General features: G+C 64.4%; 12 protein-coding genes. 1 reads left to right on the forward strand and 11 read right to left on the reverse strand.

Going from position 1 to position 16,894, the window contains the following annotated elements; all coding sequences use genetic code 11:
• The first annotated feature begins 1 nt into the window (after position 1).
• Entirely contained in the window at positions 2 to 1,393 is a 1,392-nt protein-coding gene (locus tag CLV29_RS12455; protein ID WP_133755400.1) for a recombinase family protein, read from the forward strand.
• Between the two features lie 94 nt (positions 1,394 to 1,487).
• Here the strand turns inward: CLV29_RS12455 and CLV29_RS12460 are convergent, their stop codons facing one another.
• The 11 genes from CLV29_RS12460 to CLV29_RS12505 all read right to left on the reverse strand — a co-directional run bounded on the left by CLV29_RS12460 (position 1,488) and on the right by CLV29_RS12505 (position 16,891).
• Entirely contained in the window at positions 1,488 to 1,715 is a 228-nt protein-coding gene (locus CLV29_RS12460; protein ID WP_133755401.1) for a hypothetical protein, read from the reverse strand.
• Between the two features lie 284 nt (positions 1,716 to 1,999).
• Positions 2,000 to 2,656, reverse strand: coding sequence for an NUMOD4 motif-containing HNH endonuclease (locus CLV29_RS12465; RefSeq protein ID WP_166649260.1), 657 nt, complete (start codon positions 2,654 to 2,656; stop codon positions 2,000 to 2,002).
• A 90-nt stretch (positions 2,657 to 2,746) separates the two neighbouring features.
• Entirely contained in the window at positions 2,747 to 3,160 is a 414-nt protein-coding gene (locus CLV29_RS12470) for a hypothetical protein (protein ID WP_133755403.1), read from the reverse strand.
• Between the two features lie 3 nt (positions 3,161 to 3,163).
• The gene (locus tag CLV29_RS12475) at positions 3,164 to 3,484 is read right to left on the reverse strand and encodes a hypothetical protein (RefSeq protein ID WP_133755404.1); all 321 of its coding nucleotides are present in this window, start codon (positions 3,482 to 3,484) and stop codon (positions 3,164 to 3,166) included.
• 24 nt (positions 3,485 to 3,508) lie between these two features.
• Positions 3,509 to 4,054, reverse strand: coding sequence for a peptidoglycan recognition protein family protein (locus CLV29_RS12480; protein WP_133755405.1), 546 nt, complete (start codon positions 4,052 to 4,054; stop codon positions 3,509 to 3,511).
• Positions 4,054 to 4,461: a hypothetical protein gene (locus CLV29_RS12485; protein ID WP_133755406.1), complete on the reverse strand. Its 408-nt coding sequence runs from the start codon at positions 4,459 to 4,461 to the stop codon at positions 4,054 to 4,056. Before CLV29_RS12485 ends, CLV29_RS12480 begins: the two co-directional genes overlap by 1 nt.
• The gene (locus CLV29_RS12490; protein WP_133755407.1) at positions 4,458 to 4,922 is read right to left on the reverse strand and encodes a hypothetical protein; all 465 of its coding nucleotides are present in this window, start codon (positions 4,920 to 4,922) and stop codon (positions 4,458 to 4,460) included. The genes CLV29_RS12485 and CLV29_RS12490 overlap by 4 nt, the downstream gene beginning before the upstream one ends.
• A 77-nt stretch (positions 4,923 to 4,999) precedes the next feature.
• Positions 5,000 to 5,137 (reverse strand): hypothetical protein, encoded by a 138-nt coding sequence (locus CLV29_RS16240; protein WP_166649261.1) that lies wholly within the window; start codon positions 5,135 to 5,137, stop codon positions 5,000 to 5,002.
• Complete coding sequence (locus CLV29_RS12495; protein ID WP_133755408.1) at positions 5,134 to 10,794, reverse strand: tail fiber domain-containing protein; 5,661 nt, start codon at positions 10,792 to 10,794, stop codon at positions 5,134 to 5,136. The genes CLV29_RS16240 and CLV29_RS12495 overlap by 4 nt, the downstream gene beginning before the upstream one ends.
• Positions 10,761 to 11,570 (reverse strand): hypothetical protein, encoded by an 810-nt coding sequence (locus CLV29_RS12500; RefSeq protein ID WP_133755409.1) that lies wholly within the window; start codon positions 11,568 to 11,570, stop codon positions 10,761 to 10,763. Before CLV29_RS12500 ends, CLV29_RS12495 begins: the two co-directional genes overlap by 34 nt.
• Positions 11,567 to 16,891 carry a phage tail tape measure protein gene (locus CLV29_RS12505; protein ID WP_133755410.1) on the reverse strand — a complete coding sequence of 1,775 codons (5,325 nt, stop codon included), beginning with the start codon at positions 16,889 to 16,891 and terminating at the stop codon, positions 11,567 to 11,569. Before CLV29_RS12505 ends, CLV29_RS12500 begins: the two co-directional genes overlap by 4 nt.
• Positions 16,892 to 16,894 lie beyond the last annotated feature (3 nt).

A 16,894-nucleotide genomic window follows, 5' to 3' on the forward strand; every position in this document is an offset into this window, starting at 1 on the left:
CATGAGCGTGTTGGCGGGCATCTACCTCCGGATAAGCCAAGACCGAACCGGCGACGCCGCCGGCGTCGGACGGCAAGAACAGATGTGCCGCGCCAAGGCCGCCGAGCTCGGTTGGACCATCGTCGACGTCTACTCCGACAACGACATCTCCGCCTACTCCGGCGTCACCCGCCCCGCCTACGAACGCATGCTCGACGACCTCCGCACAGGCCGAATCAACGGCATCGCCGTCTACGACCTCGACCGGCTGTACCGGCGCCCGATCGAACTCGAGCACCTCATCGACCTCGCCGACAAACACCGGGTCGCGCTCGCCTCCGTCGCCGGCGAAGTCGACCTGGCCACCGACTCCGGCCGCCTCTACGCCCGCATCAAGGGCGCGGTCGCGCGTGGCGAGTCCGAAGCGAAAGCACGCCGGCAGCGGGACGCGAACCGCTCCCGCGCCCTGCAGGGCGCGGTGCAGGCGTCGGTGCGGCCGTTCGGGTGGGAGCCCGGCGGCAAACACCTTCGCCCGGCCGAGGCAGACGCCCTCCGGGACGCCGCCCAGTGGATGATCGATGGCCTGAGCATGGCCGAGGTCGCCCGCCGCTGGAACGCCGCCGGCTGGCGCACCACCTTGAAGGGCAACGAGTACACGACCGACATCGTCAGGCAGGTGTTGACGAACCCGCGCCTCGTCGGCTGGCGCACGTACCACGGCCAGGTTCTGTACGGCGACGACGGTGCCCCGATCCGCGGGCAGTGGGAACCGGTGCTCGATGAGGACACCTGGACCGCGTTGCAGGCGGTGCTGCAGGATCCGTCGCGGAAGAAGACATGGGTGGCCGGGCCGAAACTGTTGCTGGCCGGGGTGGCTGTCTGCGGCGACTGTGGCGCGAACATCGCCTCCGGCGGGCTGCGGAACGGGCACCAGCGCCGATATCGGTGCGGGAAGATGCGCGGCCACGTCTACCGGCACGCCGCCCCAGTGGACGTGTTCGTGCGGGACACCCTGATCGCGCGTCTGTCCGAGCCCGGTGTGGGGGCGGGGTTGCAGCGGACCGAAGAGGTTGATGTGCCGGCGGTCCGGGCGGAGGCCGCGTCGTTGCGGCGGAAACAGGATGCGCTGGCGGAGGCGTTCGCCGAGGGTCAGATCACGATGGAGCAGCTGCGCGCCGGGACGGGCCGGTTGAAGGAGAAGATCGTCAACCTCGAGGAACGGTTGCGGGTGCGGCGCCGGTCGGCGGCATCGATCCGGCTGCTGACCGCCGACGACGTGGCGTCGGTGTGGGACGGAATGACGTTGGCGCAGCAGCGGATAGTGCTCGGCGAACTGTGCACGGTTCGCATGTACGCGCCTGGCCAGGGGATCCGGCATGTGACCGACGAGCATGTGCAGATGGAGTGGCGCTGATCAGGCCGATCGGACCGGGAACGCAAAAGAGGGCCGCCCGCAGCAGCCCCGGGTAGGGGCCGCTACGGGCGGCAACAAGGATACAGAACGAGGGTCAGGGTGCCGGCAGGAGGCTCCCACGCGAGGTATCACCGATGATCGGATCAACCGGCTTGGCCTTCTCCTGCTGGGCCGTCCAAGCCTTCAACGCCTGCTGCCAGGTGATGTAACCCGGTCGCGGGTAGTTGTCCGGCCCGTTGCGCGCCAGCCCGTCCCGGCCGTTGCGGTAGGCGGTGACCTGAGCCTTCGCTGACGGATGGGCGTGGGGGCAACCCGCCCACACTGAATGAGAGTGGAAGGGCAGCATCGACGGGCGCGGCCACGCAGCAAGCCCGCACTGCCGAAGGATCTTTGTCGCCTTGTCCGTGGCGAGTATGGGGCGGAAGTCTGCCACCCCTCCACCTCGGTGGGTCGACGCGCTCTGGGCGACAGCGGACGAATATGCCCCCTGGAACCACAGCCCTGCTAGATCTTGCTTGATGACCCCAGCTTGACGAAGCCGGTCTTCAATCATCGGAAACGTGGCGATCATGCATGAGCAGCATCGGACCCCATAGCGGTACTCCATCACTTCTCCTTGCGTCGTTTCTCATCGTGTCGGCGGCCTGCAATCCGACGACATGGCTTGCAGATCTTCCTGCCTTGGTATTCGTAGACGTTCTCGTCGGTGAGTTCATGGCCGTTGCTGCAATGCGTCTTAGGGGGGCGGAGTCTTGCAGCCGTTTTCCTCCGGTCACGCTCGCGCAGCTTGCGACACTCTCGGCAAACACGCATCGTCCACCCATGCTCATTGGTGACACGAGTGTTCTCAGGTGTGTACTCATGCCCCTGTGGGCAGTGGGTCTTGTTGACGTTGACATTGGTGCCATGTTGGCGTAAGTCGTGCATGTTGCTGGAGTGTGTGTCCCAGCGGAGGTTGGTGGCGCGGTTGTCAGCCTGCTTGCCATTATTGTGGCACGCTTCCATCCCCTCGGGGCGCGGGCCGACAAACGCTTCTAATACCACGTGATGGATTCTGCGGGTGTCCCGCCCGCCATTGAACCCGAAAGTCTTGTACCCTTTCGGGGTCGTGGCCTGCTTAAGTGTTCGTCCTCGGATCAACCGTCTGGTGCCATATCGACTGTTGACATAGCGATCCAAAGATCGAATCCGGCCCTGATCGGACACTTCATAGTATCCCTCGTAGCCAACTACGGGACGCCATTGTTCTTGGGTAGGCTGCATGTCAGCCCTCCTTGCTATCTCAAGTGAGCGGTTAGGCCCCGGCATGGTGTTCCACCACCTGCCGGGGCTGCTCCCATTATACGTACTGCATCACTGTGCGGCGCGTTCACCGACAGGCTCGGCGTCGTCCAGGTGGCCGAACGGGTCAGCAGCCAGTTCGGCGTCGTCGGCGTCCGGGTCGGCGTCGGGGTCGTCGTACTCGTCCGGGTCGAACGGTTCCGGCTCAACGGTGGCGGTGCCCGCGGCGGTCTGGTCGATCTTCTCCGCCTGCGCCTTGGTGACAGTGTTGCTGCCGGCGACCACACCGAGCGCGACGGTGAGGACCGGCACGACCTTCTCGGCGGCGAACGCGAGACCGGCCGGGGCGACCGCTCCGACGAACTCGTAATAGCCGACCCACAACAGCGCCACACCGGACAGGCCGGCGATGACGAAGTACAGGGTCTTACGGACAGCGGCGGGGATGCCGTTCAAGGCTTCGGTGAGCAGGGTTGCTGCGTTCATTGGTCAGGCTCCGATCTTGTTGTTGAGCTCGTCGAGCTTCTTGCTCAGGGCGGCGATGTCGTTGCGCACGTCGTTGCGGGACGAACGGATCAGGCGGGCCAACGGCCCATCGCTGTACTTGCCGGCCACACCGGGCCGGACCTCCTTGTAGACGACGTCGAGCTTCGCGTTGATCTGCTTCAGCAGCTTCACGAGCGGCCCGTCGCTGAACTTGCCCTTGACGCCGAAGCGGATGGTCTTCCAGATGGCGAGGGTGTCGCCGACGAGGTTCCAGAAGTTGGTCTGGTTCGTCTTCTTCTTGTCGACCGATGAGGTGATGGACATGGGCTTCTCCTTCGATTGCAGAGGTCAGGGTGCGGGCAGCAACGCGCCGCGGGACACGTCACCGATGATCGGATCGGTGGACTTCGTGAGAGGCGCGCCGGCGTCGATCCACGCCGCCAAGTGCGGGCCCGGGCAGGAGGTGTAGGACTTTCCCAACACGCCGCGATGGTGGGTGAGCTTCAACGTCTTGCCCTCGTGGGCGTTGACCTGGGCGTAGCGGTCCAGGATCGCCGCCTTCATCGCCTCGGACGGTTCCTCGTCGTCGTACAGCAACGCGACGATGGCGTAGTCGTGCGGGTGACCCTTCGTGTGGCCGCCGAGCGCATCAATGCCGCGGCCCTCGTAGACGGTGCCGGACTGTCCGACCGCATCGTTGTAGGCGATGTCGGAGTAGCCGAGAGTGTCGCGGTGGTAGTTCTGCGCACCGCGCAGCCGGCTGAGCTCCGACGTTTTGGTGCTGCCGTCGCCGAGGTAGTGGACGATGTACAGCTTTCGTTTCGACTTGTCCGCCCACTGTGAGTTGTCTTCGGGTGAGGTGCCGTTCCATTCCTGCTGGGTCTTGTAGGCCATCAGGTCTCCTTGGTCAGTTGTTTCCAGCCGGGCGGGAAGTCAGGCGGCGGGGGCGGCACCATGCTCCGCAGCACGTCGATGTGCTGGTGCGCCAACACCAGCTGCGCCCTGGTGTCGGCGAGCTCGGAATGGTCCCGGGCCCGCGCCTTCTCCAACTCGCTGATCCGGGCCACCGCAGCGTCCAGCTGTTCCTGGGTGTCGGCGTTCTGCTGCTTCCACTCATCGCGCTGCATCCGCATCTCGGACTGCAGCGACTTGAACTCGTCCACATCGGTTTGCTTGTTCATGGACCGGGCTTCGGCGGCTGTCTTGTTCCGCAGCATCCACGCGTTGATCGCCGCGGCACCGGCGGCGCCTGATGCGAGCGCGATCAGCGCCGGCAGGATCAGGTCCAGCGGCAGGGTCACCGCCCGGCCCCCGTAACCTCCGACAGGTAGTGGATCTTCCGGATGAACGCGACGAACCGGATCATGAAGAACACACCGAACGACACGTATGGTGCGACGGACCACAGGATCGACAGGGTTTCGAACTTTGCATCCAATGCGACCGCGTAGGCGGCGAGCATGATCGCTGTGCCGGCGGTGGCGGACATGTCGACCCAGATCGGCCATTCGTCTTCGGGTCGGGTGTTGCGCCACACGGTCATGACCGCGACGAGGAGGAGTGACAGGAACATGCCCCACAGCCACACCACGCTCCACGCCGGTGTCATCGCATCCCGGATGGATGCCGGGATGGGTGACAGTTTGAACACGGCTGGGGCGAGCATGAGCGCGGGGATGAGGGTGACGACCGCGTAGACGGGGTGGGGTGTGTGGAGGTGGCCTGTGAGTCTTCGCACCATGCGGTGGGCGGGGGTGGGCATGGTTGGATCACCCTGTCTTTCTGATGTGTTGGGGTCCGGCCCGTGGTGCTGTGTGGGCTGGGGGAGTGCGGGGGTGGTTACTGGTTGCCCTGGGCGGGTTCAGGTGTGGTGGCCGCGTTGCGGAGCTCGTCCCGTTCGGCTTTCACGATTGCGAGTTCGACTGACAGGTGTCGGATCTGTTCGGCCAGGTGGTCGACGACGGCTTGCGGGTTCACGATTCCTCCAGGAGTGTTTCGAGTCGGGTGATGCGTTCGGCCATTCGGCGAATGATGGGGACTAGGAGGACTGCGAGGTGGTCGTAGGCGAACCCTCGGACGTCCGATCCTTCGGGACCATGAGTGATCAGCGGAGCCAATTCAGGATGCTCCTCGATCAGCTCCTCGACCTCCTCGACGATCACACCAACGTCGGACTGCCCGCCTTCCTTCCAGTCGAACAGTCGCGGTCGCAGCTTGAGTACGCCCTCTGCCTCGATGGGCAGGTCGACGATGTTCTCCTTGAACTGGCGCATCGAGGTGTCGTAGGTGATTGACCAGTCGCCCTGCAGACGAAGTGCGCCGGAGCCTCCTCCTCGGGCGGGGATGCCGGAGAAGAACAGCTCGTTGCACGCCATCGCGATGTCGCCGTTGGCTCGCGTCTTGACTTCGGCAGCCACGTAGTTGTTCGTCCCGATCGAGTACAGTGCAGCCTCGTCGTAGCGAACACGCACTGTGCCTCGACGCATGTTGCCGTTGGCAGATCGGCCCGACACCATCAGTACCTGACCATCGGTGTCGGACCACACCTCGCCGTGACCTCGATTGCCCGATTCGGATCGTGTGTAGAATCGGATGCCGGTCAACCCGTCAGCCCAAAGCGCGTTGTTCAGTTCGACTCGCGGAACGCTGGGCGATGTGCGGATCGTTCCCTCGACAGTCAGGTTCCCGTCTGCGAACTGCATCCGGTTGCCCGAGGTGCCGATGTACGCGGTCCCGTTGGTGCCGATGTTGACCACCTGCGCGCCCGAGGCATTCCACGCCTGAATGCCGTTGCTGTTCATCCGCACCGAGCCCGCCGTAGCGGTTCTTGTTCGCAGGGTGGCGCCGGTGATCACCATGCCGTCGATGGCGTCGCCGCTGATCTTCGCACCGGTGATAGCTCCGGCCGACACCTTGTCCGCTGTGACCGCGTTAGCAGTCAGCTTATCGGTGGTGATCGCTCCGTCCTCGATCACCGTCGCGTCGACCCGGGCGCGGAGCGTGGCCTTCGAGAACCGTCCAACGTAGGCGCCTGCAGAATTGGTCGACACGTAGAATCTGCCAGTGCCCGACGATGATCTTGGAATCGTCAGTGTGAGCACGCGATCAGACCCGGCGTTGGTCACAGCCGCAGCTACGGCAGACACTTGGTCTCCGTTGCTGTCAACGAACAGGAGCTGAGGAACAACCTCACCGTCGCCGCTCGCCCTCGCGATGGTCACACGGAGTACGTACTCAGCACCGGCAGAAACCGACACTGGGTTGATTGTGAGCGGTAGATTACCCACGTTGTTGATCATTGAGTGGTTGTTCGTCGCTTCCCACGTACGTCCGTTGACTACCCAACCCCCGACACTATTTCGCGCAGCGACGATGTCAGTGTCGTAGTTACCTGCATCATCGACCAGGTTCTCGGAGAACCCGACAGTCAGCTTGGATGCGGTGACTGCCCCGGCGGCGATCTTCACTGCGGTGACTGCGTTCGCGCCCAGCTTGTCCGTGAGGATCGCACCATCCTCGATCAAGGTCGCCCCGCTCATGGGCGTCATGATCACAGACGCGATCTGCAGGGTTCCCTTATTCGCGGAGTTTGCTGGGACGTTGATGTACGCCGACATCTCGTTACGGCTGTCGGGGAATGTAGCCGTACCTGTGTAGGTGGTCCACGCGGTCCCGACCGACGCAACCTGTACCCCTACGGCGGTAATCCATGCGTTGCCTAGTCCGGGACCATGCCCTCCGATGCCGAACCGGATCTCGCCGCCAGAAACTGCGGCCCCCGACAGTCGCCGCATGGTCACCGTGAATCGGAACTGTCTACCCGGCTCCATCTGGGTTCGGGTCGCACCAGCGAATGGGAACGCCTGATTGAACAGGTACCCGCCATTGGTTGCCAAGTCTGTGAGGGACAGGACCACACCGTTCGCCCCACTCGGCTGAGGTGCAACCTGATACATGACCGTCCCCGGAGGGGTTGCCCCTGCTGAGGTCCAGCCAGCTCCACTGTTACTGAAGAAGCCATCAGAGAGAAGGTTGGTAGCGTCACCAATGATCAGCTTCTCGGCGGCGATGGATCGGGCGGCGATCTTCTCGCCAGTGATCGTGCTGGCGGCAATCTCATTCGCGGTCACCGCCCCGGCCATGATCTTCGCCGTGGTCACCGCGTTGGCAGCAATCTTGATCGCAGTCACCGCGTCGGTGGCAATCGAGTTCGCCACGACCGCGCCTGCCGAGATCTTCGCCGTGGTGATCGCGTTCGCAGCAATTGCGTTGGCCGTCACCGCGTTCGCGGCGATCTGCGAAGCGGTCACCGAGTTGGCTGCCAGTTCGCGCGCCGTCACCGCGTCGGCGTTGATCTTCCCCGCCGTGATCGCGTTGGCTGCGACAGCGTTCGCCGTGACCGAGTTGGCTGCCAGTTCTGATGCGGTGATCGCGTTCGCCGCAATCTCCCGAGCAGTCAGAGTGTCAGCGGCAATCTTCGAGCCGACAATAGCGTTGGCGACGATCTTGTCAGTGGTGATCGCACCGTCCATGATGGTGGTCGTGGTGCCGATCTCATACATAGCCATGTCCCAGAACTGGACCCAGCCTTCACCGACCTGGCACCACCGTGGGCCGATGCTGTAGACACCTTCGGGGACTACCCATTCAACCGACTGAGCCTGCGCACCGCCGCCGGAGCGGGAGGCTAGCGTGAAGAACCGCGTCGGCCCTGTCCCATACAGTCCACGATCATCAATGACCAACTGTGATCCGGCCTCGCCGCCGTGATTGCTCGCCCACTCGAACCGGTACGCCTGTCCCGGCTTCACCGGAATGTGTCCGGCGAACATGCGGACACCCCCGGCGTAGATGCGCTGATCGTTCTGCGACAACTGCAGGCGTCGCTTACCAGTGGTCTCCTCGAAGATCGTGGTAGGCGACCCCGCCGGGAACACGCGGTTCGCCGTGATGTCGTCGTACTGGAACGCAGGGTCCGCGACGAGGTTGCCGCCGAAGCCGATCACCAACTTCTCGGTCGTGATCGTGTTGGCGCCGATGCGGTTGGCCTCGATGATCCCCGAGGTGATCTTGCCCGCGTCAAGATTGGCGATCACAGAGTCGGTGATCGGTGTGCCGTACCACACGCTACCCGACCAGCCCCACTGAGCGATGATTCCGCCCGAGGAGTCGACTTGCATCCAGAAGTCACCCGGCTTACCCGAGTAGTCGCTCGGGGCGGGGTTCGCGGAACGAGTGACCTTGTTCCCGGCATTGTTCACCGACACCACATCTGCGTAGTCCTTCGCCGCCTGCTCGGCCGCGTCAATCGCACCGTTCAGGTCGGTCTGCGCCTGAGCCAACTCCGCGTCGAGGTTGTTCAGTGCCGTGTTCAGGTTCGGGATCGTCGTGTTGTTGAGCGTGTTGATCTGCGTGTTCGCCGCAGCGATGGCATTGTCCCGCTGAGTGAACTTCGCCGCGAGACCCGGCAGGTTGTCCGCGTTGAGACCCTGCAGCTGCGTGTCGAGGTCCGCGAGGTCGGTCTGCAGCTGCTCAAGGTCGGAGGTCAGCTCAGCGATCTTCTCGGCGTCCAACTCCGCGAGAGCCGCCTCGAGCTGCGCGATGTCGGCGTTCAGCTGGTCGAGACGCTCGGACAGCGCGGCCAGCTCGGCAATGTCGAGATCGGCCAGCTGCTGATTCAGGGCGTCCAGCGCTGTCTGCGCCTCGTCGATGTCAGCCTGCGCCTGATCCAAAATCGCCTTCGTGTCCGGATCATCCAACACCCCCCGGACCGTGATCGACGCCAACACGGAATACTCTGACCGGTTACCAGACGTATCCACGGCCACCAGCCGCACCTGCAGGACCGTGCCAGGATCGAGAGGCGCGATCACGGTGAACGGCGACCCGACGGTGATCTGGTCAACCTCTTCCCAGCCAGCCCCGGCAACATCGGCCTCCACCGACACGTACAGAAAGTCGGGAGGCGGCGCCGTCACCCCGCCGTTCGGGTCGACCAGCTTCTCGTCCCACATCACCTTCACCGTGCCAAGGTCGGACGACAACTGCGGCACAGTCGGCTTCTCCGGCGGCACCTCGTCCCGGACGGTCATGAAGTACGCCCAGTCCGACCACTCGCCAGCCAGCCCACCATCGGAGGCAGGGTTCACGCCCCGCACCCGGACCTGGTACTCGGTCTCCGGCAACAGATTCGACACCGAATAGTCCGTGCCGACAATCCCGGACACCGGGTAATACCACCACCGGTTGACCTGCATGTACTCCATGTCGTAAGTGATCGACGACGTGGCCTTCGACGGCTCCAACCACATGATGCGGGTAGCGATCCGCCACTCCCCGCCCGAAATCATGTACGGGTCGGAGTCGGTGGTGATGCCCTGCACCTTGCCGGGAGCGTTCGCCTTCGGGGTTGTCGGGGACGGAGACGTCCCAGTGCCACCTGACGTTCCGCGGGACAGTGCCGCGAGCTTCCGGTCCCGCCGAACGTCGGCGTCCAGGATCCGATCGTTCAGCTGCAGATTCCCAGACATGCCGTCCGGCGACGACGACAGCAGTATCTGGTAGACCCGCATCGCCTCGTCCACGCCATCACGGCCAGGCGCTGTCACCCAGTCGCCTGTGAGGTAGTCCTCGTACGGGAAGAACGCCGCCGCACCCATCGCCGGATCGTCGGTGAAGTCGAACCTCAACTCCCGGGTGTACTGCTGCCGCCGCACCTGCGACTTCGCCAGAAAGTGCGTCGCCAGCACCAGCGCGGCGCCGGCGTCGGTCACCCCGGACTGATTCATCACGACCGCCCGTTTACCCCGGGGGCCACCGTCGCCCTGCGAATGCCACGCTCGCAACCCGTTCTCACCGATCACCCGAACATGGTTGACCACCCCTGTCGCGTCGCTCGCACCAGGCGTGTCGGTGATCTCCCGCCCCAGCTTGAGGTGCACCGTGTCGTCGAGTCGCCGGCCACGCCCCGGAGTGGCGGTGACCAGCTCGTTGCCCTCGGTCCACCAATCCACCAACCCCTGATCAGACAGAGTCTTGATCATCTCCTGCATGGTCATCGTGAGCGGCACCGCGAATGTGATCGTCTGCGGCCACACCACACCCTCGGTGTCTCCTGACGTGGAGAAGGTTTCGGTGATCAGCGTGCCGCATCCCTCGTCCTGCGCCTCGGTGAGGAATGTCTGCAGGTATGTGCCCGGGGTGGCGTTGCGGAACTCCCGCTCGTTGTTCTCGTTCAGGTTCCGATCGGCAAGGACACAGCCGCCCATGTCCCACCACACGGCGTTGATCCCGGAGAACGTCCACATGTCACCTTCGGCCCGACCTGGGGTGCCCTCAACCAACACCCGCAAGCGCCCGTTCCGAACCTCCCGCCACCCCTTTCCGGGAGTGGCGACCTGCACGGCCACGTCGTAGCCGTCGGTGATGACGTCAGGGCTGGACAATCGCGGGTACGAGTTCGGCTCGCCGTCGCGCCACCGTGGAAGCGAGAAGGCAACCGTCGACGGGTCGTTCAGCGGGTCGGCGAACCGCTCGATGATCGCATCATCGAGCACCGTCACCTCGGTGTTGCCCCGGTAGAGAACCAGACGAAGACGCATCAGAAGTACCGGTACCTTCCATTGAGTTGCCATGTGCCGGAACTACCGCCGTCACGGGACCGCACCGTCAGTGGACGCGCCGGATCATGGACGAACAGTTGCCCTGGCGGCGCCGAGTTGGACACCTGCCGCAGACTCGACGGGGGCACCGGCGCACCATTCAGCGACACCTGACGGGTTCCGGCGTTGATGCGCAACACATCACCGGCAGCGACCGCTCCCGAGTACCACAGGTAGCCGTCGCCCCACACCACTTCCGGGTTCGACACCGGCCCGACGATGACGATCTCGCCGGTGAGGTTCGGGGCGAGCGCGCCCCGGGATACGTACTCGGTGTCACGGCCCGGGAGCGTCTGCCCGATCGAACGGGAAGTCCCCGGCAGCGAAGGTCCGACCCAGAACCCGCCAGGGTCACTGCCCGGGATAATGACAACCGCCCCGATCGGGGACCCGAACTCTTCCGCCATCACGATCGGGTCAGACAGCCTCACCGAACGGGTGCGTGTGTCAGCGCCCGGATGGGAACGGGACAGTTGCACCGTCGCCCGCGACAACTCAGCCAGCACGTACGCCACGTTGTGTTCAAGCTGAACATGCAGGTCCGCTGCTGTCGGCACACCTGGTGCGGCCGGGGCGTCGCCGGTCACAGTCAACGTGACCGTGCCTTCCATCGGCTCGAACATGCCCAGCGGCGAACCCAACGGTCGGCGCCGCGGCACACCGGAGAAACCGGTGATCGTGTTGACGTGGCACGCGTCGTTGTCGTCTACCAGCGTCACCGAACCGACGCGGATCGTGTAGCCGGTCACAGTGTCTGTCCCAACGTGGTGAGCTTGTTCGCGGCCCGGTTGAGCTGCGTCGAATCCTTCTCCTGGACAGGGTTGATCTGGTTGATCGTGACGTTGGCTGGCGGGCGGGGCGCAGGTTCCTGCGTCACGACCGTCACCTGCGGACGCATGTACGAGGTGTCGCGGATATACCTTCCCTCCACGATCCCGCCATCCCGCATATGCGGCATCGCGATCTCAGCGATGGCCTGCCGATCGATCTTCCGCAGCTGCAACGCCTCCATCACCGGCGCGCCGTAGTAGTCGACAGATTGTGTCGGCATCACCCATTCCCCGCGGGACAGTTTCGCCATGATCGAATCCGAGGTGGACGTGCCAGCACCCCACACGCGCCCACCGGCAGCGAACCCGGGCATCACTTCCTTCAGCCCGTCCTCTGCCCGGTCGATCAGCCCGTCGATCAGCGACTCGGCCAGCTTCTTCCCGGCACGGTCGAACAGGTTGTCGTCGGGCAGGTCTTTGATCTTCGCAATGTCGCCGTCGAACTCCTTGCGGACACCGTTCATCGACCACTCCATGAGTTTGCCGATGTCGCCCACGCTGGGCAGGTTGTCGAAGTTGAAGTTGCCGCCACCCTTCGGGCCGCGATAGTTCCAGTCATCCCGGCCGCCGAGACCGTTGCCGCCATTCACATACGACGCCCACTGCGACACACCAGAACCGCCCGGGCGGCCAGCCGAGGGGCCGGGGATGCCGTGAATGTGGTACGGCCAGTTGCCCTGCGAGGGGTTACGCAGCCACGCAGCAACACCCAACGAACGCAGAGCGTTGATCAGCGGCGGGAAGTTCGAGCGGGTGATGTCGACCGCATCCCCCGCATGGGACGATCCCGAGTACGAGGTCGCTGGCCGGAACCCGCCTTGCGAGATGTGCATGTTCGTGCCGGCGATGCGTTCGGCCATCGCCAAGACCTGCGCGAACCGGGCAGTGAACGTCTTGCCCTTGAATGACACCAGCCCGCCACGGGCGAACGAATGTGACTCCGTCCCAAGGTTGAACTGTCCGCCTGTCGCGTAGTTGCGCTGCGTGAACGAACCCAAACCGCCGAGCGCCTTCTTCACCCCGGCAATACCGCCCTGCCGTGCGGCAGCGTTCAGCCGGTCCAGGTCGTGACCGAGCACAGCCGCGACCTCGGGGCGGTTGATGAACTCGCCGCCACCCAGGTTCAGTTCGATGTTCCTGACGGGATCGTAGAAGTGGTAGTCGTCGACACCGGGGGAGAATCCGGGGAGCTTGATTCCGCCGCCGGACGCCTTACTGATACTGATCTTGCGGGTGTTCGCGACCTCGGCGATGTTGTTGTAGGTTCCGCCAACAGCACGCATCGCACCCCGAATGCCCCTGGCCGAACGGACGACCCGACTCGCCATGTCGCCGATCCGGTCCTCCATGTCCCGCGCATAACCGGAGGTGTTGTCCCTCATATCGGCCAGATCGGACGACCAACCCTGCCGCATCGACCGGCCGGCAGAGTCAGTTTTGTCCGACATCTGATTCATACGGTCGCGGACAGCGTTACGGGCCGACGCGGTACGATCCCACGTCCGGTCCTGCATCGACTTGAGGTCGTCCGACCACGAGTTCCGCATCGACCGGCCAGACTTGTCCGTCTTGTCGGACATCTGGTCCATGCGATCCCGGACAGCGTTGCGGGCCGATTCGGTACGAGACCAGGTGGTGTCCGCTACCGACTTCATATCGTCCCACCACGAGTTCCGGATACCGCGACCCGACGAGTCGAACTTGCCCGACATCGACTCAAGACGGTCTCGGTTGATGTTCCGCGCCGAGGTCATCTTGTCGTCGGTCTGATCGCGGACGTACCGCATGTCACCGGCCCACGACGACCCGATCTGGTCACCCTTCGTGGCGAACGCGCTCGAGGTCGTGTTCAGCGACCCGGTGAGCGCGTTCGTCATGTCCGTAGCCGCAGTCTGGGTACTGTCCCGGGCGCCGAACAGGTTCTTCACCCAGTCCCACACCGATTCCTTGGCCTCCGGCACACCGCGCAGGACGATGTCGGTTGGCTGGTCGGCCGGGATGCCTTTCAGCTTCTCGAGGTACTCGCTGATCGTCAGGTCCGCGTCGTTGGCGCGGGCGATGATTTCGGTCTTCTCTTCCTCCGGGAGCTGCTGATACTGATCCATCAGCGACTGCGTAGCCTGCTGAGCCTCGCCGGTCTCAGCGGTCGCCTTCGTCTTGACGACCTTGTTCAGCGCGTCGGCGACCCGGTGGTAGTCCTCAACCTTCCGCTGCGCCTCAGCGGTGTTCGCCTCAACCGTGGTGACGATCTTCTCCCGTGCTGCGTCGAGCACACTGTTGATCTTGTCCTTCGCCGCCTGATCACCAGTCAACGACAACGACGTAGCAATATCGGACGGGATCAGCCCATACGAATCAGCGAGACGCTCAGCCTCATCCGAGTTGAACCCGGCAGCCTCCGCGTTCTTGATGAACTCTTCACGGGCCGCTTCCATCTTCGCCCGGACCGCGTCCTGGCCCTCGCCGGCTTCGGCCATCGCCTCAGCCAGGCCGTGCGCCTCCCGGGCCTGATCGTTCAGCGCGCCGATGTTCTCCCGGCCCGCGATCGTGGACTGGCTGGTGTTCTCACCGTTCGTCTTGATCGTTTCGGACGCGTCGGCAAGCGCCTGCTCGTAGGAACTGATGGCGTCCGACATGGCGAGCGCGCCGGTGTAGGACTTCTCGAACTCTTCACGCTGCGCCTGCGCTGCTTCGGTCGTGTCCTCCATCTGCCCGGCCAGCGCGGACTGATCAGCCGTCAGCTCAGTCGACGCCGCGCCCGCAACACGGATCGACTCCGGAACCTCGCCGCCCATCCAACGCACATACTCGTCCTCAGACACCGTCTGGCCGAGCGTGTCCGCGACCTGCTCCAACTGGGCACGGTAAGCCGGGAGCCGACCCGCGACTTCCTCAACACTGATACCGAGCTCGTTCGCCTGCCGAGCAATCTCGGTGAACACCCGGCCCGCAGCCTCCGGATCGGACGCAGCCAACGTCGACAGGCCGTCATCGATCCGGTCCAACTGCTCATTGACCCGGTCCAGGTTCGTGTCGCCAAGCGTGCCGAACAAGGTGACGAACTCTTCACCGACGTTCGCGATCTGCTCGGCAGCGACCGGCCGGAACGCGCGCCGCAACGCCGAATCCAGATCATCCACGCCGCCCGCGATGGCGCGTGCTTCTTCACCCGGCTTGCCCTGCTTGAAAAGGTCATCCAGAGCGTTGCCGGCGTCCGGGCCGACGTTGGAGATCTTGACCATCGACGCAACGATGGAGTCCATGCCGTCCACGATGGAGTCGTCGCGGAACCCGTCCAGCAGCGCGGTCACGGCCATGCTGTACGCGCCCAAACCGAGCGCCCCGGCAGCAGCGGCCTTTGTGACCTTCCCCATCCGACCGGCGAGAACATTCCCCTCCGAGGACAGGTCCTTCCATGACGTGTACAGTTCCGCGCCGCCGACAGCCAGCTTGCCGAGACCGCCGACGGCGAGCAGAGCGCCCGAACCGAGAGCAGCAACCGACAGGCCGGTCGACAACACACTCGAATCCAAGGTGCCGATCCAGTCGACAGCGCCCTCCGCGGACTGGGCCAAACTCCGCAGCACATCGTTCGCGCCAGACCCGGACTTCAAGAACACGGTGTCGATCGACCCGCCGAGCTTCTCGATGTCACCGGCCAGGTTGTTCTGCTTCTCCGCCGCAGTGATCGCCGCATACCCGGCATCATTCACGGCGTCAGTCATCTCCTGCACGCCCTCAGCGCCAGAACGCATCAACACCAGCGAAGCCTGAATGGCCTCATTCCCGAAGATGCGGCCCAGCGCGGCCTGCCGTTCAGCATCCGTCAGCCCAGACAGCTTCTCTTGCAGCACGTCCGCAACACCAGACATGCCGATGAACTTGCCCTGGGCGTTGAACACCGAAATGCCGTAGGCGTCCATCGCCTTCTCCGCCGCCGTAGACGGAGCGGTCATCGACATCAACATCGACCGGAAACTCGTTCCGGCCTGCTCGCCAATGAGGCCGTTCTTAGCGAACAACGCCAACGTGCCCGACGTTTCCTCAATCGAAACACCCAGATCGGCAGCCGGCTTACCCGCATAGGTGAGCGCATTACCCAGGTCGGCAACCTCGCCCTGCGCCTTACCGGCGCCGGCAGCCAACAGGTCCGCGATGTGCGGAACGTCCCGACCGGACAGGTTGAACTGCGTCATCGCCGTAGCAGCAATCTCCGCGGCCTCACCGACCTCCAACTGGCCGGCCGCGGCCAACGACAGGGCACCGGACAGTCCGCCGCCCATCACATCTTGGGCAGAAACACCTGCTTTGAGGAGTTCCTCCATGCCCTGCGCGGCCTCTTTGGCCGAGTAGGCGGTGTCCGCGCCAGCCTCGATCGCAGCCTCACGCAACCCATCCAAACTCGCCCGCGCATCCGAACCGGTAGCCGCAACAGCCGACATCTGCTGATCGAACTCGGCGACCGTCTTCACCGCCAACCCGACCGGCACCGCCAACGCCAACCCCAACCCGCCGGCAGCGTTCGACAACCGGTCAATCGACGCCGACTGGTCATCGATACTGCGCAGCGTCTTGTCCAGGTTCTTCCCGAACCCCGACATCGAACTGCCGGCCTTGTTCAACCCGGTGGCGGCGGACAGTGCGGACTTCTCCGCGCCCTGAACAGCGGTGCCGAGCTTGTCCACATCACCAGCGGCACGCACCGACGCCGACGCCAGATCCGTCTGCGCCTTCGACTGCTTCCCAGCCGCATCCGCAAGATTCTTCTCGGCCCGCTCCAACCGGACAGTGGTTTGCTCGGCCTGTGCCCGGGTGGTGCCGAGCTTGTTCTCCGCGTTGACCTGATCGGCCGACGCCTTGACCAAACCGTCCTTCGCGGTGGCGAGGTTCTTCTCCGCCGCCAGAACCTCTCTGGCCGACGCCTCACCCTTGGCGCGGGTCTGATTCAGACTGAGCTCGGCGGCACCAACCTTCTCCGCCGCCGCCCGAACACTGTCCTTCGCCTGCGCGAGCTTGTCTTCGGCGGCCTTGACCTGTGTGGCGCGCACATTCGACTGCGCCCGCGCCCCAGCCAACGACTTCTCAGCAGCCTCAACCCGCTTGGTCGCAGCCTCCTGCCGGTCCTGCGCCTTCTCCAGATCCTTCGCGGCCCGCTCAGTCGCCCGGGCAGCCTTCTCCATCTGCGACGTGTAGCTGCCGGTGTCAGCAGAGAACCGGATCGCGATCGACTTGTCAGCCACAGG

The sequence above is a fragment of the Naumannella halotolerans genome (assembly GCF_004364645.1).
Lineage (GTDB): Bacteria > Actinomycetota > Actinomycetes > Propionibacteriales > Propionibacteriaceae > Naumannella > Naumannella halotolerans.

Bases quoted from the DNA above. Each gene is read 5' to 3' on its own strand.
- CLV29_RS12455 (WP_133755400.1), top strand. From the start codon at position 2: ATGAGCGTGTTGGCGGGCATCTACCTCCGGATAAGCCAAGACCGAACC.
- CLV29_RS12465 (WP_166649260.1), bottom strand. From the start codon at position 2,656: ATGCAGCCTACCCAAGAACAATGGCGTCCCGTAGTTGGCTACGAGGGA.
- CLV29_RS12470 (WP_133755403.1), bottom strand. From the start codon at position 3,160: ATGAACGCAGCAACCCTGCTCACCGAAGCCTTGAACGGCATCCCCGCC.
- CLV29_RS12475 (WP_133755404.1), bottom strand. From the start codon at position 3,484: ATGTCCATCACCTCATCGGTCGACAAGAAGAAGACGAACCAGACCAAC.
- CLV29_RS12480 (WP_133755405.1), bottom strand. From the start codon at position 4,054: ATGGCCTACAAGACCCAGCAGGAATGGAACGGCACCTCACCCGAAGAC.
- CLV29_RS12490 (WP_133755407.1), bottom strand. From the start codon at position 4,922: ATGCCCACCCCCGCCCACCGCATGGTGCGAAGACTCACAGGCCACCTC.
- CLV29_RS12495 (WP_133755408.1), bottom strand. From the start codon at position 10,794: ATGGCAACTCAATGGAAGGTACCGGTACTTCTGATGCGTCTTCGTCTG.